This window comes from Stenotrophomonas beteli, from assembly GCF_001431665.1.
Lineage (GTDB): Bacteria > Pseudomonadota > Gammaproteobacteria > Xanthomonadales > Xanthomonadaceae > Stenotrophomonas > Stenotrophomonas beteli.
This window is the reverse complement of record NZ_LLXV01000084.1, coordinates 1-20,523: the sequence shown is the minus strand read 5'-3', so window position 1 is coordinate 20,523 and position 20,523 is coordinate 1. Positions and strand designations below refer to the sequence as shown.

At 66.4% G+C, this 20,523-nt stretch carries 22 protein-coding genes, 1 tRNA gene and 2 pseudogenes; 7 read left to right on the top strand and 18 right to left on the bottom strand.

Annotation, left to right across the window (positions count from 1 at the left end):
• Positions 1 to 93 precede the first annotated feature (93 nt).
• The 3 genes from ARC23_RS18950 to ARC23_RS18940 all read right to left on the bottom strand — a co-directional run bounded on the left by ARC23_RS18950 (position 94) and on the right by ARC23_RS18940 (position 2,953).
• A complete protein-coding gene (locus tag ARC23_RS18950; RefSeq protein WP_057498626.1) occupies positions 94 to 1,026 on the bottom strand; it encodes an MBL fold metallo-hydrolase in 933 nt (310 codons plus the stop codon).
• A 167-nt stretch (positions 1,027 to 1,193) separates the two neighbouring features.
• The gene (locus ARC23_RS18945; RefSeq protein ID WP_057498625.1) at positions 1,194 to 1,490 is read right to left on the bottom strand and encodes a hypothetical protein; all 297 of its coding nucleotides are present in this window, start codon (positions 1,488 to 1,490) and stop codon (positions 1,194 to 1,196) included.
• Positions 1,491 to 1,657: 167 nt separating this feature from the next.
• A complete protein-coding gene (locus ARC23_RS18940) occupies positions 1,658 to 2,953 on the bottom strand; it encodes a tryptophan--tRNA ligase (RefSeq protein ID WP_057498624.1) in 1,296 nt (431 codons plus the stop codon).
• A gap of 108 nt (positions 2,954 to 3,061) precedes the next feature.
• Here ARC23_RS18940 and ARC23_RS18935 point away from each other — a divergent pair, with 108 nt between their 5' ends.
• Positions 3,062 to 3,859 carry a hypothetical protein gene (locus ARC23_RS18935; RefSeq protein ID WP_057498623.1) on the top strand — a complete coding sequence of 266 codons (798 nt, stop codon included), beginning with the start codon at positions 3,062 to 3,064 and terminating at the stop codon, positions 3,857 to 3,859.
• An 86-nt stretch (positions 3,860 to 3,945) separates the two neighbouring features.
• Here ARC23_RS18935 and ARC23_RS18930 read toward each other — a convergent pair whose 3' ends face one another.
• The 3 genes from ARC23_RS18930 to rocF form a co-directional block, all read right to left on the bottom strand.
• Positions 3,946 to 4,167: a CsbD family protein gene (locus ARC23_RS18930; protein WP_004153772.1), complete on the bottom strand. Its 222-nt coding sequence runs from the start codon at positions 4,165 to 4,167 to the stop codon at positions 3,946 to 3,948.
• A gap of 202 nt (positions 4,168 to 4,369) precedes the next feature.
• Positions 4,370 to 4,507 (bottom strand): entericidin A/B family lipoprotein, encoded by a 138-nt coding sequence (locus ARC23_RS18925; RefSeq protein ID WP_019661832.1) that lies wholly within the window; start codon positions 4,505 to 4,507, stop codon positions 4,370 to 4,372.
• A 162-nt stretch (positions 4,508 to 4,669) separates the two neighbouring features.
• On the bottom strand, positions 4,670 to 5,590 hold the full coding sequence (gene rocF / locus ARC23_RS18920) for an arginase (protein WP_057498622.1): 921 nt from the start codon (positions 5,588 to 5,590) through the stop codon (positions 4,670 to 4,672).
• Between the two features lie 273 nt (positions 5,591 to 5,863).
• On the opposite strand from rocF, the gene ARC23_RS18915 reads away from it, so the two are divergent.
• Positions 5,864 to 6,313: a hypothetical protein gene (locus ARC23_RS18915; protein ID WP_057498621.1), complete on the top strand. Its 450-nt coding sequence runs from the start codon at positions 5,864 to 5,866 to the stop codon at positions 6,311 to 6,313.
• 72 nt (positions 6,314 to 6,385) lie between these two features.
• Here the strand turns inward: ARC23_RS18915 and ARC23_RS18910 are convergent, their stop codons facing one another.
• On the bottom strand, positions 6,386 to 7,156 hold the full coding sequence (locus ARC23_RS18910) for a DUF3011 domain-containing protein (protein ID WP_057498620.1): 771 nt from the start codon (positions 7,154 to 7,156) through the stop codon (positions 6,386 to 6,388).
• Positions 7,157 to 7,753: 597 nt separating this feature from the next.
• On the opposite strand from ARC23_RS18910, the pseudogene ARC23_RS18905 reads away from it, so the two are divergent.
• Positions 7,754 to 8,149, top strand: a pseudogene (locus ARC23_RS18905) (hypothetical protein); the annotation flags it as partial.
• A gap of 650 nt (positions 8,150 to 8,799) precedes the next feature.
• Here ARC23_RS18905 and ARC23_RS21260 read toward each other — a convergent pair.
• The 7 genes and pseudogenes from ARC23_RS21260 to birA all read right to left on the bottom strand — a co-directional run bounded on the left by ARC23_RS21260 (position 8,800) and on the right by birA (position 13,455).
• A pseudogene (locus ARC23_RS21260) lies at positions 8,800 to 9,033 on the bottom strand (addiction module antidote protein).
• A 66-nt stretch (positions 9,034 to 9,099) separates the two neighbouring features.
• Positions 9,100 to 10,014 carry a hypothetical protein gene (locus ARC23_RS18895; protein ID WP_057498619.1) on the bottom strand — a complete coding sequence of 305 codons (915 nt, stop codon included), beginning with the start codon at positions 10,012 to 10,014 and terminating at the stop codon, positions 9,100 to 9,102.
• Complete coding sequence (locus tag ARC23_RS20935; protein ID WP_152985305.1) at positions 10,011 to 10,472, bottom strand: DUF6932 family protein; 462 nt, start codon at positions 10,470 to 10,472, stop codon at positions 10,011 to 10,013. The genes ARC23_RS18895 and ARC23_RS20935 overlap by 4 nt, the downstream gene beginning before the upstream one ends.
• 301 nt (positions 10,473 to 10,773) lie before the next feature.
• A tRNA-Thr gene (locus tag ARC23_RS18890) sits at positions 10,774 to 10,849 on the bottom strand.
• Positions 10,850 to 10,888: 39 nt separating this feature from the next.
• Positions 10,889 to 11,749, bottom strand: a complete 861-nt coding sequence (locus ARC23_RS18885; protein WP_057498618.1) for an SPOR domain-containing protein — start codon at positions 11,747 to 11,749, stop codon at positions 10,889 to 10,891.
• A 9-nt stretch (positions 11,750 to 11,758) separates the two neighbouring features.
• A complete protein-coding gene (locus tag ARC23_RS18880) occupies positions 11,759 to 12,490 on the bottom strand; it encodes a type III pantothenate kinase (protein WP_057498617.1) in 732 nt (243 codons plus the stop codon).
• Positions 12,487 to 13,455, bottom strand: coding sequence for a bifunctional biotin--[acetyl-CoA-carboxylase] ligase/biotin operon repressor BirA (birA, locus tag ARC23_RS18875; protein WP_057498616.1), 969 nt, complete (start codon positions 13,453 to 13,455; stop codon positions 12,487 to 12,489). Before birA ends, ARC23_RS18880 begins: the two co-directional genes overlap by 4 nt.
• Positions 13,456 to 13,599: 144 nt before the next feature.
• Here birA and ARC23_RS18870 point away from each other — a divergent pair, with 144 nt between their 5' ends.
• Positions 13,600 to 13,878: a hypothetical protein gene (locus tag ARC23_RS18870; RefSeq protein ID WP_057498615.1), complete on the top strand. Its 279-nt coding sequence runs from the start codon at positions 13,600 to 13,602 to the stop codon at positions 13,876 to 13,878.
• Complete coding sequence (locus ARC23_RS18865; protein WP_203226380.1) at positions 13,845 to 14,633, top strand: M90 family metallopeptidase; 789 nt, start codon at positions 13,845 to 13,847, stop codon at positions 14,631 to 14,633. The genes ARC23_RS18870 and ARC23_RS18865 overlap by 34 nt, the downstream gene beginning before the upstream one ends.
• Before the next feature lie 145 nt (positions 14,634 to 14,778).
• Here ARC23_RS18865 and ARC23_RS18860 read toward each other — a convergent pair whose 3' ends face one another.
• The 4 genes from ARC23_RS18860 to dusA all read right to left on the bottom strand — a co-directional run bounded on the left by ARC23_RS18860 (position 14,779) and on the right by dusA (position 18,604).
• On the bottom strand, positions 14,779 to 16,203 hold the full coding sequence (locus ARC23_RS18860; RefSeq protein ID WP_057498644.1) for an ATP-binding protein: 1,425 nt from the start codon (positions 16,201 to 16,203) through the stop codon (positions 14,779 to 14,781).
• Positions 16,204 to 16,228: 25 nt separating this feature from the next.
• Entirely contained in the window at positions 16,229 to 16,912 is a 684-nt protein-coding gene (locus ARC23_RS18855) for a response regulator transcription factor (RefSeq protein WP_004136763.1), read from the bottom strand.
• Positions 16,913 to 16,985: 73 nt separating this feature from the next.
• On the bottom strand, positions 16,986 to 17,360 hold the full coding sequence (locus ARC23_RS18850) for a hypothetical protein (RefSeq protein ID WP_057498613.1): 375 nt from the start codon (positions 17,358 to 17,360) through the stop codon (positions 16,986 to 16,988).
• Positions 17,361 to 17,572: 212 nt separating this feature from the next.
• The gene (gene dusA / locus ARC23_RS18845; protein ID WP_057498612.1) at positions 17,573 to 18,604 is read right to left on the bottom strand and encodes a tRNA dihydrouridine(20/20a) synthase DusA; all 1,032 of its coding nucleotides are present in this window, start codon (positions 18,602 to 18,604) and stop codon (positions 17,573 to 17,575) included.
• Between the two features lie 333 nt (positions 18,605 to 18,937).
• Between dusA and ARC23_RS18840 the strand changes: the two genes are divergently transcribed.
• Together ARC23_RS18840 and ARC23_RS18835 are read left to right on the top strand one after the other, a co-directional pair.
• Positions 18,938 to 19,894, top strand: coding sequence for a cation diffusion facilitator family transporter (locus ARC23_RS18840; protein WP_057498611.1), 957 nt, complete (start codon positions 18,938 to 18,940; stop codon positions 19,892 to 19,894).
• Positions 19,895 to 20,005: 111 nt separating this feature from the next.
• Positions 20,006 to 20,431 carry an organic hydroperoxide resistance protein gene (locus tag ARC23_RS18835; protein WP_005411948.1) on the top strand — a complete coding sequence of 142 codons (426 nt, stop codon included), beginning with the start codon at positions 20,006 to 20,008 and terminating at the stop codon, positions 20,429 to 20,431.
• Positions 20,432 to 20,523 lie beyond the last annotated feature (92 nt).

The window sequence follows — 20,523 nt, the reverse complement described above, 5'->3', positions numbered from 1 at the left end:
AGTACCACGGCTAGCTTGGAAGTCACCAGAGTGTAACGTGGTCATGACATCGCGGCGCGGCCCGGGCCTGCGTCATCCCCGCATGGCGTGGCTCTACCTGCTCATGCGATCCAGCCAGCAGGCCAGGCCCTGTGCATTGAGCTCGATGTCCATCGCCAGCACTTCGGTCACCGCCGCGTGGTCCAGCGCACAGCCGTGCTGCTGCGCACGTTCCAGGTACAGCGCCTGCAATGCGGCCAGCAGGCAGCGGTGGCGGTCCGGGCGACCATCGCACTGGCGGCCGATGGTGGCCATCGCGTCGATCTGCTCGAACAGGTCCCCGGCCAGTTTCTCCACCTGCTCCACGCGCCCATAGTGGGTCAGGTACATCGCCTGCGGCGCGTAATCGAGCATGCGCCGGATCGAGGCCTTCATCGCCTCCGGGTCGAACTGCACCGGCGAGGAGGTGGGGAAGATGAAAGCGCCCTGCGCACTGTCCAGCTCGCGGTAGGAAATGCCGAAGGTATCGCCGGTGAACCAACTGCGGCTGCGCGCGTCCCACACGCAGTAGTGGTGCAGCGCATGGCCCGGCGTGTGCAGCAGTAACAGCTCGCGGCCGGCCAGGTCGATGCGGTGGCCGTCTTCGGCCACCACCACGCGCTGTCCGGCAATCGGCTCGATGCGGCCATAGCTGCGCGCGATTTCCTCGGCGCCGTACACCGCCGTCGCACCGGCGATCAGCCGGGTGGGGTCGATCATGTGCGGTGCACCGCGCGGGTGCAGCACCGCCTTCGCGTTGGGCAGCTGCTGCATCAGCAGGCCGGCACCGCCGGCGTGGTCCAGGTGCACGTGCGTGAGCAGCAGCCAGTCCACCGCGTCAACGGCCAGACCCGCGTTGGCCAGCGCCTGCAGCATCGCCGGCACCGACAGGCCGGTGCCGCAGTCGACGAACGCGGCGCGGCCGTTCTCAACGATCAGATAGGCCGCGTCGAAGTCGGGGCGCTGGAAGCCGGTATCGATGGTATGGATGCTGGGGTCGGCGGTCATCGGCACGCACCTGGCAGGAACGGGAACGGACACCCATGGTAGGCGTGCAGGCGGCGCGGGTTCGATGCGGCTTTGGTCGGAGGCCAGATTCTGCAGAGCCGAGCCCATGCTCGGCTGCCTTTCTGCCAGGCATCAGTCGAGCATGGCTCGACTCTACAAAGGCGGGGTTACCGGTCCAGCCAGCGCGGCCGCAGCAGCAACGCCAGCACCAGCACCGCCAGGAACGCGCCGTAGGCATACAGCACCGCCAGCACCTGCGGCCAGATCGGGCCGGCGCCGGGCTGTGCCATGCCCAGGCGATACCCCCACAGCATCGAGACGATGCTCAGGGCGAAGGCCAGCAGCAGGGTGGCGCTGTCGAACAGGCGCCGGCGCGCAGTACGCGGCTGGCGCGGGAACAGCCAGTACAGGCTGCCCAGCAGCAGGAACCAGGGCAGGAACAGCAGCAGCGACAACCAGGCCATCGCAGACTCCATGTCATCGCGGACATCATGCCATGGGTGGCGGGCTCCCCTGTAGAGCCGAGCCCATGCTCGGCTGACGGAAAACAGCCGAGCGTGGGCTCGGCTCTACAGAGGCGGAGCAAAGTCGAGCATGGCTCGACTCTGCATGGGCCACACAGCCCCGGCGGTCAGGCCGCTTCGCGCAGCACAGCCAGCGCGGCCAGTACCGCATCCACATCGGCCTCCAGCTTGAACAGCTCGCTCTGCAGCTGGTCGCCCTGCTCGGCCTGCTTGATCACCGCGATCAACTGCCCCGCGTCACGCGGCGAATCAAAGCCTTCGCTCTGGATCAGCAGCGTGCCGTCGCCGGCGGTCAGCTTGAAGTAGAAACGGCCGTCCTTCTCGCGGTACTGCTTGAACTGCGGCGGCGCCACGCGGGCCACGCCGGCATCCTCGCTGGCGATGTCGCCTGCGCTGGACAGGTCGCGCAGGCCCACCGCATGGCGCAGCTCGTCCAGCAGCGGCGCTGCCAGCTGCTCGCGCAGCTGCTGGCCACGCCGCTTGAGCAGCGCTTCGATCTTCTCCGGCTCGGCCATCAGTGCGTTATAGCGCTCGCGCAACGGCGACAGCTCGCTGTCGATGCGCTCGAACAGCTGCTGCTTGGCGTCGCCCCAGCTGATGCCGGCAGCGAACGCCTTGGCGAACTCTGCGGTCTGTTCCGGGGTGGCGAACGCCTGGTACATCTGGAACAGCGCCGAGCCTTCGGTGTCCTTCGGCTCACCCGGCGCGCGCGAGTCGGTCAGGATCGAGAACACCAGCTTCTTCAGCTCCTCGCGCGGCACGAACAGCGGAATGGTGTTGTGGTAGCTCTTGCTCATCTTGCGGCCATCCAGGCCCGCCAGCGTCGCCACCTGCTCGTCGATCACCACATCCGGCAGCGGGAAGTACTCCTTGCCGTACACGTGGTTGAAGCGCTGGGCGAAATCGCGCGCCATCTCGATGTGCTGGATCTGGTCACGGCCCACCGGTACCTGGTTGGCCTTGAAGATCAGGATGTCGGCGGCCATCAGCACCGGGTACATGAACAGGCCGGCGCTGACGCCTGCGTCCTCGTCCACACCTTCCTCGCGGTTCTTGTCCACTGCCGCCTTGTAGGCGTGCGCGCGGTTGAGGATGCCCTTGCTGGCGATGGCGGTCAGGAACCACATCAGCTCGGTGGTCTCGCGGATGTCGCTCTGGCGGTAGAACCACACGTGTTCCGGGTCCAGGCCGCAGGCCAGCCAGCTGGCGGCGATCTCCAGGGTCGCGCGCTGGGTGCGCTGCGGGTCCTGGGACTTGATCAGGCTGTGCAGGTCGGCCAGGAAGAAGAAGCTCTCGATCCCCGGCGCGCGGCTGGCGGCGATGGCCGGACGGATGGCGCCAACGTAGTTGCCCAGGTGGGGCGTGCCGGAGGGGGTGATGCCGGTAAGGACTCGGGTCGTCATGACTGCGTGGGGTAACCTTCGATGAACGGGGCCAGTTTACCTTGCACGCCACCAACCCCGTCAGGGCCGGCGGCGCGTTCATTCACGCAACCCCGCTGGAGACGCCCGATGAAACGCCTGCTGCCCCTGCTGCTGATCCTGCCCCTGGCCGGCTTCCGCCCGGCACCGCCGCCGCCGGCCTACGAGGGCGGCCCGGTGCGCATGACCCTGGTCGACCGCGACCGCGGCACCGAACTGCGCAGCTACCCCGCCGACGGCCAGCGCTGGGTGGCCGGTGAGCGCGGCCACCGCTACGCCGTGCGCCTGTACAACGACAGCCCGCGCCGGGTGCTGGTGGTGCTGTCGGTGGACGGCATCAACGCCATCTCCGGCGAAGATGCCGATCCCTCGCAGACCGGCTACGTGCTCAACCCCGGGCAGCGCGCCGACATCACCGGCTGGCGCAAGAGCCAGGACGAGGTGGCGCAGTTCGTGTTCAGCAGCCCCAGCGGCAGCTATGCCAGCCGCACCGGCCGCCCGGACAACATCGGCGTGGTTGGCGTGGCGGTGTTCGAGGAGGCGCGTCGCTGGTACCCGCAGCCGATCCTGCGACGTGGCGTGCCGCTGCCAGCGCCGGCTGCACAGGCCGAAGCGGCCGCTGATGCCAGCGCCAGCCGCATCGAGGGCTACGCCAGCAAGTCGCCGGCGCCAGCGCTGGGCACCGGCCACGGTGCGCGCGAGCAGTCCTCGGTGCGCGATACCGACTTCGAACGGGCCAGCCGCAGCCCGGCGCAGGTGCTGCAGCTGCGCTACGACAGCGCCCGCAACCTGCGCGCGCGCGGCATCCTGGTCGATGCGCCCTCGCGCCTGCCGAGGGAACCGCAGGCCTTCCCCAACCGCTACGTGCCGGACCCGCCGGCACGCTGATCGCCCGGCCCGGCCCGGCCCGGACAACACAACGCCCGCAACCTTACGGTGCGGGCGTCGTGCTGTGGGGGGGAAACGGTCAACACTTACTTGTAGTCCGGATAGTCCTTGCTCACCGCATCCTGGAACTCACGGACTTCCTTCTCGGCGCGGTCCTTGGCCCAGCCATAACGTTCCTGCAGGCGGCCGGCCAAGTATTCGGCATTGCCTTCGGCCACATCGAAATCGTCGTTGGTCAGATCGCCCCACTTGGCCTGGGCCTTGCCCTTCAGCTGCGACCACTTGCCGGAAATGATGTCTTTGTTCATTGCTGGGAGTCCTTGGTTGCAACGGCGTTCTTACCGTGGTTCCAGCTTCGCGCAGTGGCCGTTGAGTACCGGTCAACCGGCAATGAAATGCGCGCTCACCTGCTTGAATGGTTCACTCCGCTTGCACAGCCGTGGGTGGCAGCGCGCATGAAAAAAGGCCGGGGAGGTCCCCGGCCTTTCTCTTTTTCGTTCCGCGCCGGGCTTAGTTGCCCTTGGCGGCATCCTCAACCTTCTCACCGGCCTTCTGCACGTCCTTGCCGGCACCGGCCACGGTGTTGCAACCGGCCAGCAGGGCCACCGAGAACATCGACAACAGCATCAGGGCAACTACGCGCTTCATGGGCTTCTCCTTGGGTTTGCCGCTACACCGCTTCATTCGCGGATGGGATTCTTTCGCTCAGCGGGAGAAGGCCAACGCCCACCGCCGCCGCGTGAAGTGCAATCTGGCGGCAGGGGCGTGGAGCGGGTGTGAACGGATCAGCAATCCGTTCAGGCGGTTGCCTCAGTCGCGCATCAGGGTGGACTTGCCGAACAGGCTTTCGACCAGGTCCACGGCCAGCTCGGCGGTGGCATTCTGCTTGTCCAGCAAGGGGTTGAGCTCGACGATATCCAGCGAACCCATGCACCCGGTGTCGGCGATCATCTCCATCACCAGCTGCGCCTCGCGGTAGTTGACCCCGCCCGGCACGGTGGTGCCCACGCCCGGGGCGATGCTCGGGTCGAGGAAGTCCACATCGAAGCTGACATGCAGGTGGGTGTTCTCGTCGATGCCGGCCAGCGCCGCCTCCACCGCGCGCTTCATGCCGTTCTCGTCGATGTAGCGCATGTCATAGACATCCACCTTGTGGGTCTTGATCAGGCGCTTTTCTTCCGGGTCGACCGAGCGGATGCCGATCTGGTGCATCTGCGCCGGGGTAATCGCCGGTGCGCTGCCGCCCAGGCGGGTCAGTGCGTCCGGGCCGAGGCCGCACAGGCAGGCCACCGGCATGCCGTGGATGTTGCCCGACGGGGTGACATCGCTGGTGTTGAAGTCCGAGTGCGCATCCAGCCACAGCACGCGCAGGGTCTTGCCCTGCTCGCGGCACCAGCGCGCGACGGCGGTGATCGAACCGATGCCCAGGCAATGGTCGCCACCGAGCATGATCGGCATGCGCCCGGCCTGCAGCTCGGCGTAGCTGGCTTCCATCAGCGCACGGTTCCACGCCACCACTTCATCCAGATGGCGATAGCCCTCCACCGGTGCGGTCCACGGGTTGCGCGGGCCATCCAGGTTGCCCACGTCACGCACGTCCACACCGCGCGCTTCCAGCGCCTCCGGCAGGCCTGCCACACGCAGCGCCTCCGGCCCCAGCCGTGCACCGCGATGGCCCGCACCGACATCGGTGGGAACGCCAATCAGCGATACGGAAATGGGATGGGCCATGGGTGCCTCCTGCGGGGGAAAAAGAAGCACAGTCTAGCCAGAGCTGTGTGACACCACTCGCGGCGGTGCAGCAGGGCGAGGTTCAGATCGCCAGGACCGGGTGGCCCTTTCCGGTCAGGCATTCCAGCGCTGGGTCGTCAGTCATTCAACCTTCCGCGACCCCCTTCACATCCCGGTCGGTTTCGCCTCTTACGCAGGGCTGTGTTTGTGCCCACGCTGCGTCGGCACCCTGAAGGTGCCGCATCACTTACTCAATCATGGAGCACCACGCGCATGAAACATGCACTCAATGGACTTGCGGTACTGGCAATTACCCTGGGCGGACTGTTCCCCGCCGTTGCCAGTGCACCCTCGCAACGCATCACGCATACGGTGACCTCCGATGCGTATCCCATGCAGACGGCGGGCGCACGCCAGGTACTCGACTGGGTGGCGCAGCGCGTAAAGCCGTCGTTCGCCCCGCAGGGCTACGGCAACGTACAGGTGGAACGGCGGGCATTCTCCGTAGGCCGCACGTCTGCACGCTCGGACGAATCGATTCCCGGAAAGCTGCCGGGGCAGGGCATTCCCGGTGAAATCTACAGGGTGGAAAACCTGCTTCCCGACGGCTCGCTGCAGACGTGGGAATTCACCTGGGTGGAACCCTCATCCGGCCATGGCGGTGGTTGGGAAGTCACCGCCTACACGTACAAGAAGGGCAACGACCCGGTAAACCCGCAGTAGCCGGAAAGGGGCAACGCGCACTGCCTTGCCCCGCTCCGGGCACACAGCCAACGGTGAACATGCCGCGGCACCTCAACCGCCGCGGCGGCGCACCGGGGTGACGCTCTGCACCTGGCCGTTGTTGCGCATCATGCACAGGAAGCGGCCATCGGGGTAATCGATGATCAGTTCCTGGTAATCGCTGCCCACCGGCATCTGGGTCACCAGCGTGCCCTGCGCGCCCTTGCGCATGTTGCAGGCGCCCAGTGCGGTATCGCCTGCCGGCGCGGGGGTAGTCACCGAGGACACATTGCGGAACACCGCGCGGCAGCCGCCATTGACCCACACCGAATGCCGCGACAGGCCCCAGTTCCTGCCTTCCTCGCAACGGGTACGGCTGAGCTGGCGCACGATTTCCACGTTGCCACGGGTATTCAGATCGCACGACACCTGCTGCTGGCCGGTGGATTCGCAGGTGACTTCGCGCGGCAGCGCGGCATCCCCGGCGGCACCGTCGCGAGGGCGCTCGCCGTTTGCGGCGGGCGCAGGCGTGCCGCTGGCACTGACCTGGCAGATGCCATTGGCGCCGCCTCGGCCGGTATAGCTGACCTGCGGCGTGCCGTCATCGTTGCGGCTGATCGACAGGGTGATGCCGCTGTTGGCATCGCGTGCTTCGAAATAGCGGTCGTTGAAGCGCTTCAGCGCCGTCTCGCGGCCCTGCACGTAGACCGGCCCGCCTTCGTCGGCGTGCACATCGATGCCGCCCGGGCAGCTGGCGTTGAAGAACGGTACCGCGGCCAGGGCCGGGGCCACGAAAACGGTGGAAAGCAGGGCGACGGTAAGCGGCAGGGCGTGGCGATGCATGGGCGGATCCCGAAGCGGCCGAAGTGGGCGTATGGCGGCAGTATGCGGTGGGGCGTTGCTCGCTGTCCGTGAGGAATATCAAGATCCGGACGGCGCGCGTTGTGGGCTTCAGGTTTGATATCGTGGCCTCGGCGTCTTGCCGGGCCCGTTAAGCCAGCTTTACTTCGCACGCCGAAGCAGACCGTGTCCCCACGAGGGCGCGGCCCTGATTGCCGATGATGGCGGCACTGCGCGATATGTCGCTTCTGGCATTGCGATGCTCGAAACGGGCCAAACGCGATAGTTCATTTTTCCTTTCAGATCACCCGATGCCATCGAAACAAACGACTGGCAGGCGGTGATTTGGCGTGCGCATGATGAATCGCCGCCTGCAAAGGTGGTCGGGTCTTCCAAGCCCGTGTAATCGAAGCTGTATACGCTTGCCAGCCGGCGTCGTCCTCCCAAGAGCGGCGTCGGCTGGCAATCCGTTCGCCGATCGACGGCGGGCGGTGCGTGGGGGCCTTGTGCCCGCCGGCTCATCGATTCCCGGTCTTGGAAGCCACGCATCGCCCGCCACCCTATCGTGGCGGCGCCTCTGTGCCTGACGAGGATGCCCGCATGTCCAAGACCCTCTATCCGTATCTGACTGCCACGCTCGGCGACGCCGCCCTACGCTTGCCACCCGAACTGGCGCAGCCGCTGGAAGCCGCTTTCGCCGCCGCCAACGAGGCGCCCGCGCCGATCGATCTGCCCGGATGCCTGCAGCGCATCCGCGCCGGAGATGCTGCCGACGGACAGCCATGGCAGGGGCCATCCAACACGCCCGGCCACGCCGTGGCCGCCGCGCGCAGGGACCGCGCCGCGGTTGGCCTGGTGTCGCTGCTGGAGCTGTACCACGCCAATGAGCGCGTACGCGTGGATGGGGAAGAGAAAGACGATATTGGCGACGGTGCACGCGAGGGATTGATGCTGGCCTGCCGGGGGCTGGCGGAGTATGTGGCGTTGCAGGTGCGGGGGCTCAGTAATGCGGGACGGTGGAGTTCCAACGCACAGCTTCAACGCGTCGCTACCCCGGCTATCGAATCAGGCTGACCCACTCCTGAAATGAGCACACCCCATCCAAACCTGAAACCTGCTTTCTGTTGAGCTGCGGCTGGACGAAGTGGATTCGCGCGGTGGCGCTGTTGCCGAGATGATTGCCTCCACTGCACGCCCCATGGCGCTTCCCATAAGCCCTGAACTCAAGTGGTACAGCTTCGTGTTGAATGACCGCGCCGTCACCCGCATCACGCCTGGAACGCGGGCACACTGCACGATCTCATTCTTCAACCATGCCGGTGCAAAAAGAGGTATTCCGCTGTGGCCCGGTGGCCGCCGTCGGAGACGGGTCGGCAACAAGAAAGTTGATCCGCATCATTCGGCTTGATTGAACTGATCGCAGCGGACTTCTTGAGGCGGCAGCGATTGACGCGTAATGCACTGATACGCCCCGTGACGCGCAAGCTGCCTTGAACTGGCATTACCGGACGACTCCTCCTTTGCTGCGTCATTGAGTTGACTCACCAGCTTGGGACGAAAAAACCGCCAAAAGGCGGTTTTTTCATGTTCATACCGCCGTCTTTACCGCCGGCACCGTGGCAACGCGTCAAGGTCGGCGCATGTACTTATGCTGCGCTGGCAGGCAGGCGCACACCCAGCGCGCGGGTCACCTTCAGGATGGTGGCGAAATCGGGGCTGCGCTCACCGGACAGTGCGCGATACAGACTCTCGCGCGAGAGGCCCGCCGTACGTGCAACCTTGCTCATGCCCTGAGCACGGGCGATATCGCCGAGTGCCTTGGCAATGAATGCAGAATCGCCGTCACTTTCAGCGATTCAGACGTCTAGATAGGCGGCCATCTCTTCTGGCGTCCGAAGATGCTCGGCCACATCAAGTGCATTGAGTTCGATCAATGGCTCTTGCAACTACTGAACTTCCATGAGCTGTCGCTTGTAGATGTCTTTTTTCTGAACTGAATCCCAGTAGCGAGCGGTCTGAACCTGGATTGTGGCCAACGAGGTGATGGTCAAACGTTGCACCTGCTCCGTGAGCTTCAGTGGAAAGCGGACTACGACCTTTCCATCATCAGTTCGCAGCTCCAACCTTCCCGTGTCGGTGATGCCTGCAACCCTTCCAGTAATGGTCTCCTGATACCGATCTGGTTCGCGAATGGTATCCAGCAACATGCGAATGCGGACGATCTCATCGGGGCGCCCTTCCCAGAACTGTCGACCACGAGGGGACTGCCACGAAAACTGCGCAGCGAAGCCTCCTTGATCCAGCTCTTTCATGAACTCACCGAGCTGGTGCGCTGACCTGCCACCCACTGCGTCCACAGCATCATAGAACTCGTCTTGATGCGCGTTAAGCAAGAGAAAGATCTGGGTAAGCGTCGCCTGCAGCAGGCTTTCGCCCGTCAGGTCGGGCATGCCATTGCCAGTAACGAATATGCGAGTTGACCCGTGACCAATTCCGGCCAGCTTTAGATTTAGAGCACTGACAACATCGGCTCCCGCACCTCTCGCAGCGTCACTGCCATAGCGGAGTCGATGTGCGGCGAGTTTCCACGCCTTCGACAATGGGTCCATTGCACGAATGAACCAATCGAGGGAAATGCTGCCATTTGCCTTCGGCCCCAAAAGTCTTAGATCAACAAGCTCTCCCGCGTCTTCGGCAGCTTCAAGCATCAGTTGGTGAGTCACAGCACGCGCTGCGTCTTCCTGATTCTTGGCCGCAATCCGTAGAAAGAAGTCTTCGGGAGATGATTGAGCACGGTCTGCCGACTCCTTGGCAAACTTGGAGAGCGCGTCAGCGTGTTCTCTCAGGAACTTGCTCGTCATAGGTTCACCTCTGCAAAACCCTTGGCCGTCACCCGGTCATGACCGAATCCCAGTACGCCCCGCCAGTATGCCTCCTGATGGAATGCTCCCTCAGGCGGCGTTGCGACAATGTAGAGGTCGAGTCCATACAGGTTCTCTGCCGTCGCTCTGTCCAACAAACTCTGTACCTGATGCTGGTGCGCAAGAGTAACGCTTGCCGGAGACGCCCACGCGGGATCCCACAGGACACAATCGATATCTCCGGGATTTGGCTTTTCCGTCAGGAAGGAACCATCCAGCCACAGTGTTCCGCCTAGGCCGCAAGCCTGAAGTTCTCCGGCCCACGTGGTGAGTTTTTGGAAAAGCTCTTCTCGCCGCGCGTCCCCGGTAAAAGGAGCCACAGCGAGGGCATGCAATGTGGGCAAGGTCAAATTGTGCATGCCCGGAGCAAGCAGCGCCGGGAAGTCAGGTTTCGCCATTCATCCCCCTGTCCAGTCCTTCCTGAACTAGCTAAACGAACATTACCTAGCTGAACGGTATTGTCGAGTCGGTTCCACTCCTATGGCTCTGCTCCGACCCAAGTGTGGCGACGATATCCCACCTCAAGCCAAAATGTGAGGTTGGGAAACGACACATGACACCGAGTGAGGAGTGACGGTTTATCGAGCCGCTCGGCGCGACGCTAGTCCCGCTGCAAAGAGAACATCTGAAACAGCGGGAGGGGCAGGAGGGGCGCTGAATGCTTCGCCCTATTCCGAGGATGCGTGAGCAGATACGTAGTGGTGCCGCTTATCCGAATCGAACGGATGACCTACTGTTTACAAGACAGTTGCTCTACCAACTGAGCTAAAGCGGCATGGTGGTGCACAGGCGGCAGCGCCGCGGTCAGGGGATTCTAGCGCAACCGCGTGCAATCCAGCGACCGGCTCTGTGCCGCCCCGCTGCGCTGCTGGGCCTGGGCCGGCTGCGTGCCTGCCGCCAGCTGCCCTTCCAGCCACCATTGGCCGGTGTCGCCGCTGGCGACCAGGCGCGGCTGGAAGCCGGCGGCCTGCACCGCCGCCATGCGCCGCTCGGCGCCTTCGCGGTTGCGGTACTGGCCCAGCGCCACGGCGTTGGCCTCCTCGCCCTGGCTGATGATGTAGTAGTCGCTCAGGCCGGCGGCGACGATGCGTTTCACGGTGGCCTGGGCTTCTTCGCGGTTGGCGGCGGCCGGCAGCATCACCCGGTAGCGGGCACTGCCGCTGGCAGCGGGTTGTTCGCGCAGGCGCGTCTGGCTGAGCAGCGTGCCCGCCTTGCCCTGCGCGCTGCTCGCGGCGGCGCGGTCGGCGAACGGGCCCAGCGCGACGCAGCGCGGCGGCTCGGCGGCTGCGGGCGGGGTTGCGGTCTTTTCCGGGGCCGGTACGGGCGCCGCCACTGGCTTGGCGGCGCCAGCAACCGATGCGGCGGCAGGCGCGGCTTCGGCCACCTGCGACTTGGCAATGTCCGGCTTGGCCGGCACGGCCGGCGCGGGTGCAGGCGTCGCAGCCACTGCGGTCTTCGCGGCCGGTTCGCGCTCCATCAGCGGTGCGGTCGGGGCGGCGGCGGTGGCCTCAGCTGCGGCATTGGCGTCCACGCCACCGGGCACCCAGCGCAGCTCGGCCACGCCGGGCGCTTGCGGCGGCGGCGCGGGTTTCTGCGGTGCATCGCGCAACAGCCACCAGCAGGCGACGCCAAGATTGAGGATGGCCAGTACGACGATCAGGGCACGGGTCAGCATGCGCGGATACTAGCCTGCGGGCTGGTGTACCGCCCAGCGGGCGAGGCCATCCAGCACCAGCGAGGGGTGGTAATCAGCGCCCGGCAGCAGCGGCATCAGCGCCGGTGCGCCGCCACCGTGCACCAGCAACGACGGTGCCACGCCCAGCAGCGTGTGCGCGTGCTGTGCGCTGCGTTCAATCAGCGCCACGGCGGCGCCGTCGCAGCCGGACGCCAGCGCATCGGCGGTGTCGTTGGCGAATTCGCTGTAATCGCCACCGGTCGCGGGCAGCTGCACGGCACGGGCGTGCAGTGCTTCGCGCATGGTGGTGGGCGATGCGGAGATGCGGCCACCGTGGTGCTGGCCGTCGGCATCGAGCAGATCAATGGTCAGTGCGGTGCCCACGCCGACCACCAGCACCGGGCGCTGCGCCTTGGCCGCGGCCAGCAGGGCCAGGAAGCGGTCGACGCCGAACTTTTCCGGCTTGGCATAGGCAATGCGCACGCCAGCGCATTCGGCGCGGGTGCGCACCACGTGCACGTGTTCGAAGCGGCGCTGCAGCTGATCCAGCATGGCGCTGGTCAGCGACGGTGCGGCCACGCTGGCCACGAACGCGGTGCGGCCGCTGGGCAGGCTGTGCGGCGGCTGCCCGGCCATGCCTTCGGCGCCATGCGCCCAGGCCTGCACGTCACCGGCACGGTCACCCTGCAGCGGCGCGAACTTGAAGCGCGAGTTGCCGAGGTCGAACAACCAATCGCTCATGCCGTCCTCACGCTGACTTCGCCGGCGTGCAGCAGGCGCTCGCGGCCATCAATGCGCACGCGCAAGGCGCCGTCATCGGCCAGGCCCAGCGCGGTGCCATGCTGCCACTGCCCTTCCAGCTCCACCCGCACTTCGCGGCCGGCCAGCATGTCGAAGGCGGCGTAGCGCGGCAGGAACGGAGCAAGTCCCTCGCGATCGAATTCCTCCAGCGCCGGCAACAGGCGCGCCAGCACGGCGGCAACGACCACGTTGCGGTCCACTGGCTTGCCGGCCAGCGTGTCCAGATCCACCCACGGCTGGGTGATCTGTTCGGCAAACGAGGGCGGCATGTGCGTGTTGATGCCGATGCCGATGACCGCGCGCGCCGGGCCGGCATATTCACCACCGCCCTCGGCCAGCAGGCCGACCAGCTTGCGCTTGCCATCGACGATCAGGTCGTTCGGCCACTTCAGCTGCGCCTGGGTAAACCCGAGGTCGTGCAGGGCTTCGGCCACGGCGATGCCGGCCACCAGGCTCAGCCCAGCCAGGCGGCCCAGGCCGCCGGAGAACAGGCGCAGCACCGACAGGTAGACATGGGCGGCCAGTGGCGAGGCCCAGGTGCGGCCCCGGCGGCCGCGGCCACCGGTCTGGCGCTCGGCCAGCAGGACACTGACCCCGCGCTGGGGCGCGCTGCAGCGCAGCAATTCGGCATTGGTCGAGTCCACCGTCCAGGCCACCTGCAGGTCGTGCAGCAGCGGCAGCACCTCGGCCGGCAGGCCGGCGCGGATCGCGTCCGGATCCAGCAGATCGACCGGGCGGGTCAGGCCGTAGCCCTCACCGGCGCGGCCCTCGATCTCCACGCCGGCGGCCCTAAGCCCTTGAATACGCTTCCAAATGGCCGCCCGGGTCTGGCCCAGCTCACGGGCCAGGGCGTCGCCGGACAGACGACCGGCAGCGAGTTTGGCCAGCAATTGGCGATCGTCCACGGCAGCTTCCACGAAGTCAGGGTGGAATTATGCGGGAAAGCCGCCAGCGACGCCCGCCACGCTGGGTTCTGCGGGGGCTTCCAACGGAGCGCCGGGTTCGGGCTAGAATCGGGAACTCACCCTCCCTTAACGTGGATGTCGTCAATGCGCCGTTATGCCCATTGCCTGATCCTGCTGACGATGCCCTTCGCGGCGTCTGCAACGGCAGCGCTGGACGACAGCCGCGGAGCGTGTGTGTCCTCCAACGGCGACGCGGCCTCGCAGCGTGCACCGACCGCCACCGCCTCGGCCGCCCCGCCCAAGCCGGCCGCGGTACGCCCGGCCGCCAACACCAGCAACGGCGGCGGTGGCAGCGACGATGACGTGCTGCAGCGCATCCGCGCGCCGAAGTGGCACAGCTACCTGCCGGGAATGTTCCGCTGATCAAGTCGTTGCTGCAGTGGCTGCGGCCCGCGCCGCAGCCGATTGACGATGCGCTTTGGGATGACGCCTGCCGCCGCGCGGCCTGGCTGCACGGCCTCGACGATGCACGCCGCGCGCGCCTGCGCACGCTGGCCACACGCTTCCTGCATGAGAAGACCCTCACTCCGATCGGCGAGTTGCAGCTGCAGCCTGCCGATGGCGTGCTGCTGGCCGCGCTGTGCTGCCTGCCGCTGCTGGAGTTCGGCGAGGTGGGCCTGCAGGGCTGGTCGCAGCTGATCATCTATCCCGATGCGTTCCGCGTGCACCGCAGCCACCTGGATGCGGCCGGCGTGCTGCACGAATGGGATGACGAGCTGATTGGCGAGTCGTGGGACAGCGGTCCGCTGATCCTGTCCTGGGCCGATGTGCAGGCCGACCTGGCCGCGCCGCACGAGGGCTACTGCGTGGCGGTGCATGAGATGGTGCACAAGCTGGATGCGCTCGATGGCGCGATGGACGGCACGCCGCCGCTGCCGCGCGAATGGCAGCGCGAGTGGGCAGCCACCTTCCAGCGTGCCTACGACGCCTTCTGCGAGCAGGTGGATGCCGGCGAGGAAACGTTGATCGATCCGTATGCGGCCGAAGCACCGGAAGAGTTCTTCGCGGTGGCCAGCGAGTACCACTTCTCCGCGCCGGATCTGCTGCAGCAGGCGTTGCCGGAAGTGGCCGCGCAGCTGCGGCGGTTGTATGGCGAGCCGCCGGTGATGGTCGGCTGACTCATTACCTCGGCTTCTGTAGAGCCTAGCCATGCTCGGCTGCTTCTTGAGGAGCAGTCGAGCATGGCTCGACGCTACAAGACCCAGTCGAGCATGGCTCGACGCTACAAAACCCAGTCGAGCGTGGCTCGACGCTACGCACGGATTACGGCCCCGGCGGCAACCGCACTTCGAAACGGGCGCCGCCCAGTTCGCTGGAACGGCCCACGGCCAGTTCACCGCGGTAATCCTTGATCAGGTCCTGCACGATCGACAGGCCGATGCCATGGCCCTGCACACGCTCGTCGCCACGCACGCCACGCTGCAGTACCTTGCCGATGTCGTCCGGGGCGATGCCGGGGCCATCGTCGTCCACCGCCAGCAGCAGGCCCGCGCGACGGGCGTTCGGTGCCGGCAGCGGCTGCGCGGTCAGCAGCACGCGGCGCTTGGCCCACTTGAAGGCATTTTCCAGCAGGTTGCCCAGCAGCTCCTGCAGGTCACCCGGTTCGCCGTGGAAGCGCGCGGCCGGGTCGATGTCGAATTCGCACAGCACGCCCTTGGCCGCATACACCTTCTCCAGGCCACGCACGATTTCCTCGGCGTTGGATTCGATCGGCAACGGCGCGGAGAACAGCTTGTGGCCCGATGACGCAGCACGTGCCAGCTGGTAGGAGACCAGGTTGTTCATGCGTTGCAGCTGCACATCCAGTTCCTCGCGCAGCGCGCCATCGCCGGCACCACTGTCCATCTGCGTGCGCAGCACCGCAATGGGGGTCTTCAGGCTGTGCGCGAGGTCGGCCAGGGTGTTGCGCTGGCGTTCGAGATTCTCGCGCTCGCTTTCGATGAAGGCGTTGATGCTGTCGGTCAGCGGCTCCAGCTCGCGCGGGTGGCGCTCGCTCATGCGCTCGGTCTCACCGCGCTGCACCTTGGTCAGCTCGGTGATCACCCGGCGCAGCGGACGCAGGCTCCACTGCAGGATGACGGTCTGCAGCAACAGCAGGATCAGGCCGATGCCGCCCAGATAGAACCAGACGCGCCCGCGGAACACACGCAGCTGCGCACCCAGTGCACGCGAGTCTTCCATCACGTAGATGGTGTACGGGAATTCGGTGGCCGGATCGGCGTCGGCATCCCAGACCAGGCCCAGGCCATAGCGGTACACCGAGCCCTGACTGCCGTCGATCTGGATCATCGGCAGCGGGCCTTCGAACACTTCCTGGCGCGGCGCCAGCAGGCCGCCGCCGGCGGTGGGCAGCATCGGGCCTTCGGCCGACATCGAATTGCCCTTGCCGTGCGGCATCACCACCTGCAGGTACAGGCCGCTGCCCGGCACGTCGAAGCGCGAATCCGGCGGCTGCTCGCGGATGTACAGCGAGCGGTCGCGGGTGAAATCGATGCCGGCCGCATAGGCGGTGGCGTAGTTCTTCAGGCGCTCACGCAGGTTCGCCTTGGCCGTATCGGCGAAGGCGGCGTCAAGCGCATAACCGGCCAGCGCCAGGAACGCGACCAGGCCCACGGACGCGGCAAGCATCTGGCGCGCCTGCAGGGAGCGCGGCCGCCAGCGTCGGAAGAACCACAGACGGCCGGACATCATGGTGTCGCCAGGCGGAGCCGGCTCAGCCCTCGTTGCGCGGGATCGCGAAACGGTAGCCGCGGCCGCGCACGGTCTCGATCGGCTTCAGTTCGCCATCCGGGTCCAGCTTCTTGCGCAGGCGGCCGATGAACACTTCCAGCACGTTCGAGTCGCGGTCGAAGTCCTGCTGGTAGATGTGCTCGGTGAGGTCGGCCTTGGAGACCAGTTCACCGGCATGCATCATCAGGTACTCCAGCACCTTGTACTCGTAGCTGGTCAGGTCGACATTGCTGCCGGCCACGCTGACCGTCTGCGCCGCCAGGTCCAGGGCAACCGGGCCGCATTCCAGGGTCGGCTTGCTCCAGCCGGCGGCCCGACGCAGCAGCGCGTTGACGCGCGCCAGCAGCTCTTCAACGTGGAACGGCTTGACCAGGTAATCGTCGGCGCCCTGCTTCAGGCCCTCGACCTTGTCCTGCCAGCTCGAACGCGCGGTCAGGATCAGCACCGGGAACTTCTTGCCTTCGTCACGCAGGGCCTTGATCAGCTCCATGCCCGACATCTTGGGCAGGCCGAGGTCGATGATGCCGACATCGAACGGAACTTCGCGCCCCATGTAGAGGCCTTCCTCGCCGTCCTGCGCAGCATCGACGGCAAAGCCTTCGCGCTTGAGCCGGGCTGCCAGGGTCTCACGCAGCGGGGCTTCGTCTTCGACCAGAAGGATACGCATGAACTCTCCCTAGTGTCCTGGGTGTGGCCCGGAGGCCTGTGGGGTACGGGTTGATAGCGACAACTATCCCTGTTCAGGGGTTATCGCCGCGTAGTGATGACATATCCGACCGCGGCGTGCGCGGCTGTGAACGCGACGGGGCGGGGTCGTCCATGTAGCGGACCCGGCCCCGGTCGTCCATGTATTTCACCCGGTTGATGTCACGCCCATCGAACGGCACGCGCTCGGCGCCGAGGATGTGGCCGCCGGTGGTGCGCTGCACGCGGCGCACGGCATCGGACAGCGAGCGCTCGTCGCCACGGCCGCCGCGCTCGCCCCGCTCCATCATCTCCGCGCGCCCCTGATCGCCACGCGGCGGCTGTTGCGCCAGCGCCGAAGACAGCGGCGCAGCCGCCAGCACCACGCAGGTGGCCAGGGCGATGCGGCAATGGAAGGGAGCGGAAGACATCGATGCGATCCTAGCCGAGCACGGCGATTCGTTCAAAAGTCGTAAATCCGGGAGCCGGGTGCGCGACCCGGCCTTTACAATTCCTTTGCAAATTCTTGGTTTAGGGCAGTGAATCCGATCTGAACTTTTCCGGGTGATCCCACGAGCTGTTCATCTAGGTGAACATTCGGGACGAAAGCTCGGGCCTTGTCAAGTCAGGAATGTGACGGACATCACGCTGCAGCACGATCGGCGTCGCGTTCGGTCACCGCCAGCGCCTGCTCGACCAGGGTCCAGTCAGCACCCGGTCGGTGTGCGCCCTCGCTCAACACCTGGCGGAAGGCGCGGCCACCGGGCTGGCCATGGAACAGGCCCAGCAGGTGGCGAGTGATGTGCTTGAGCGCCAGGCCTTCGGCCAGCCGCGCTTCCACGTAGGGGCGCAGCGCGCGCAACAGGTCGCCACGCGCCTGCAGCGGGGCGCCGGTGTGCAGCGCCTCCAGCTGATGCAGCAGGTAGGGGTCGTGGTAGGCCGCGCGGCCCAGCATCACGCCATCGACATGCGCGGCCTGCGCCTGCACCGCCTCGATGCTGGCCAGGCCGCCGTTGATCACCACCGGCAGCGCCGGGCGCTCCTGCTTCAGGCGGTAGGCCCAGTCGTACTTCAGCGGGGGAACCTCGCGGTTCTCCTTCGGCGACAGGCCCTTCAGCCACGCGTTGCGCGCATGCACCACCACCATCGCCGCACCGGCGGCAACCTGGCGATCGACGAAGGCGGCGAACACCTCGTAATCGTTGTCTTCGTCCACACCCAGGCGGCACTTCACCGTCACCGGGATATCCACCGCATCGACCATCGCCGCCACGCACTCGGCCACCAGCACCGGCTCGCGCATCAGGCAGGCACCGAAGCGCCCGGCCTGCACGCGGTCGGACGGGCAGCCGCAGTTGAGGTTCACTTCGTCGTAGCCCCACTCGGCGGCGATGCGCGCAGCCTGCGCCAGCAGCGCCGGATCGCTGCCACCGAGCTGCAGCGCCAGCGGCTGTTCGCTGCGGTCGAAGCCGAGCAGGCGCTCGCGGTCGCCGTGGATGACCGCGTTGGCGTGCACCATTTCCGTGTACAGGCGCGCGCCCGGCGCCAGCACGCGGTGGAACACGCGGCAATGGCGGTCGGTCCAGTCCATCATGGGGGCAACGGACAGGCGCAGGGAATCGGCGTAACGGGCGGTGGCGGACGTCATCGGAGTGTTGATCGTGGAGACTGGCATTGCCAGTGAGATCAATAGTTTACACCGCTCGGCTGAATGCGCCCGGTCAACCGCGCGATGAGCGCCCGTTGGGCCCGGTTACGGCTGGCGGGCTGGGCGGCGGCGGCGGACGCTCGCTGCCCTTTGGGGAGCCTGGGGGTGCAAGCCGACAAGCAACCCGCTGGCACCGCCTGATCGCTGCCGCTGCGCCCGCCAGGCATGGCCCGGCGTCACCCGCATGCACTACGCAATCAATGCCCCGCCTTTGCCACCCACCCGTTCGATCAGCGTCTGGCCGGCCGCATCGGCAGGCCGCCGCGGCTTCGGAGCATACCGCCGCTCTACAATCGGGCCATGGCCACCCACCGTCCGCCGTTCTTCGATCCCGCCACCGAACAGGGCGTGCTGCGCCTGTCAATCGCCGCCTCGCTGCTGCTGGCCGCCGCCGCAGTGATGTTCGGCCTGCTGGCCAATTCCTCGCTGATCATCTTCGACGGCATCTACGGCCTGATCGACGTGGTGATGACCTGGCTGTCACTGCTGGTGGCGCGGCTGATTGCGCTGTCCACGCAGACCGATGCGCTGCAATCGCGGCTCAACCAGCGCTTCACCATGGGCTTCTGGCACCTGGAGCCGATCGTGCTGGGGGTGAGCGGCACGCTGATGATCGGCGCGGCGCTGTATGCGCTGGTCAATGCGGTGGATGCGCTGATGTCCGGTGGCCGCCACATCGCGCTCGGCCCGGCCATTGCCTTCGCTGGGCTGTCGATCGTGGGCGAAGGCACACTGGCCTGGTTCATCCTGCGCGCCAACCGCCGCATCGGTTCGGAGTTCGTCGCGCTGGACGCGAAGAACTGGGTGATCGCCGCCAGCATGTCGGCCTGCTACCTGCTGGCCTTCCTCGGCGGTGTACTGGTGCAGGGCACCTCGTTGGCGTGGATCGGGCCGTACATCGACCCGGCCATCCTCGCCTTTGTCTGCGTGCTGGTGATGATCGCCCCGCTCGGCACCGTGCGCCGGGCGCTGGCCGGCATCCTGCTGGTCACCCCGCCGGAACTGCAGGCGCACGTGGATGCGGTGGCACGCGGCATTGTTGCCAAGCACGGCTTCGTCGAGCACCGCAGCTACGTGGCGCAGGTGGGGCGAGGCGAGCAGATCGAGCTGTTCTTCGTGGTGCCGGAAAACGACCCGCCGCGGCCGCTGGTGGAATGGGACCAGTTGCGCGACGAGATCGGCGATGCGCTGGGCGAGGCCTCGCCGGACCGCTGGCTGACCATCATGTTCACCACCGACCGCGAGTGGACGATCTAGGTCAGCCGGACGATGGATCAAATTTTGCAGACGGAATGTCACCCAACGTACGCGGAAAGCGGGCAAAGTAGTCTCCATCGCAACACCCACCCACTGACCAGGAGCATCCCGATGTCCATCGAAAAGGTTCTGTACACCGCCCAGGCCACCTCCACCGGCGGCCGTGAAGGTCGTTCCGTCTCCTCCGACAACGTGCTGGACATCCAGCTGTCGACCCCGCGCGAGCTGGGCGGCGCCGGTGGCCCGGGTACCAACCCGGAGCAGCTGTTCGCTGCCGGCTACTCGGCCTGCTTCCTGGGCGCACTGAAGTTCGTGGCCGGCCAGGCCAAGGTCGCGCTGCCGGCCGACACCACCGTCACCGGCAAGGTCGGCATCGGCCAGATCCCGACCGGTTTCGGCATTGAAGCCGAGCTGACCATCAACGTGCCGGGCGTGCCGCGCGAGCAGGTGGAAGAACTGGTGCAGAAGGCACACATCGTGTGCCCGTACTCGAATGCCACCCGCGGCAACATCGACGTGACGCTGGTCGTGGCCTGATGCGGCGCCGGGGTCGGATTCCTTTGCCACCGGCAACGGGCTCTGACCCCATCCCAGGCCCGCACGGCTATATGGGGTCAGATCCCTTTCGC

Excerpts from the sequence above, each read along its gene's own strand:
- ARC23_RS18855 (WP_004136763.1), bottom strand. The coding sequence starts at position 16,912 with ATGCGTATCCTTCTGGTCGAAGACGAAGCCCCGCTGCGTGAGACCCTG.
- ARC23_RS18870 (WP_057498615.1), top strand. The coding sequence starts at position 13,600 with ATGCGCCGTTATGCCCATTGCCTGATCCTGCTGACGATGCCCTTCGCG.
- ARC23_RS18930 (WP_004153772.1), bottom strand. The coding sequence starts at position 4,167 with ATGAACAAAGACATCATTTCCGGCAAGTGGTCGCAGCTGAAGGGCAAG.
- ARC23_RS18835 (WP_005411948.1), top strand. The coding sequence starts at position 20,006 with ATGTCCATCGAAAAGGTTCTGTACACCGCCCAGGCCACCTCCACCGGC.
- ARC23_RS18880 (WP_057498617.1), bottom strand. The coding sequence starts at position 12,490 with ATGAGCGATTGGTTGTTCGACCTCGGCAACTCGCGCTTCAAGTTCGCG.
- ARC23_RS20935 (WP_152985305.1), bottom strand. The coding sequence starts at position 10,472 with ATGGCGAAACCTGACTTCCCGGCGCTGCTTGCTCCGGGCATGCACAAT.
- ARC23_RS18850 (WP_057498613.1), bottom strand. The coding sequence starts at position 17,360 with ATGTCTTCCGCTCCCTTCCATTGCCGCATCGCCCTGGCCACCTGCGTG.
- rocF (WP_057498622.1), bottom strand. The coding sequence starts at position 5,590 with ATGGCCCATCCCATTTCCGTATCGCTGATTGGCGTTCCCACCGATGTC.
- ARC23_RS18910 (WP_057498620.1), bottom strand. The coding sequence starts at position 7,156 with ATGCATCGCCACGCCCTGCCGCTTACCGTCGCCCTGCTTTCCACCGTT.
- ARC23_RS18895 (WP_057498619.1), bottom strand. The coding sequence starts at position 10,014 with ATGACGAGCAAGTTCCTGAGAGAACACGCTGACGCGCTCTCCAAGTTT.
- ARC23_RS18840 (WP_057498611.1), top strand. The coding sequence starts at position 18,938 with ATGGCCACCCACCGTCCGCCGTTCTTCGATCCCGCCACCGAACAGGGC.
- ARC23_RS18885 (WP_057498618.1), bottom strand. The coding sequence starts at position 11,749 with ATGCTGACCCGTGCCCTGATCGTCGTACTGGCCATCCTCAATCTTGGC.
- ARC23_RS18945 (WP_057498625.1), bottom strand. The coding sequence starts at position 1,490 with ATGGCCTGGTTGTCGCTGCTGCTGTTCCTGCCCTGGTTCCTGCTGCTG.
- ARC23_RS18925 (WP_019661832.1), bottom strand. The coding sequence starts at position 4,507 with ATGAAGCGCGTAGTTGCCCTGATGCTGTTGTCGATGTTCTCGGTGGCC.
- ARC23_RS18950 (WP_057498626.1), bottom strand. The coding sequence starts at position 1,026 with ATGACCGCCGACCCCAGCATCCATACCATCGATACCGGCTTCCAGCGC.
- dusA (WP_057498612.1), bottom strand. The coding sequence starts at position 18,604 with ATGCCAGTCTCCACGATCAACACTCCGATGACGTCCGCCACCGCCCGT.
- ARC23_RS18935 (WP_057498623.1), top strand. The coding sequence starts at position 3,062 with ATGAAACGCCTGCTGCCCCTGCTGCTGATCCTGCCCCTGGCCGGCTTC.
- ARC23_RS18940 (WP_057498624.1), bottom strand. The coding sequence starts at position 2,953 with ATGACGACCCGAGTCCTTACCGGCATCACCCCCTCCGGCACGCCCCAC.
- ARC23_RS18860 (WP_057498644.1), bottom strand. The coding sequence starts at position 16,203 with ATGTCCGGCCGTCTGTGGTTCTTCCGACGCTGGCGGCCGCGCTCCCTG.
- ARC23_RS18915 (WP_057498621.1), top strand. The coding sequence starts at position 5,864 with ATGAAACATGCACTCAATGGACTTGCGGTACTGGCAATTACCCTGGGC.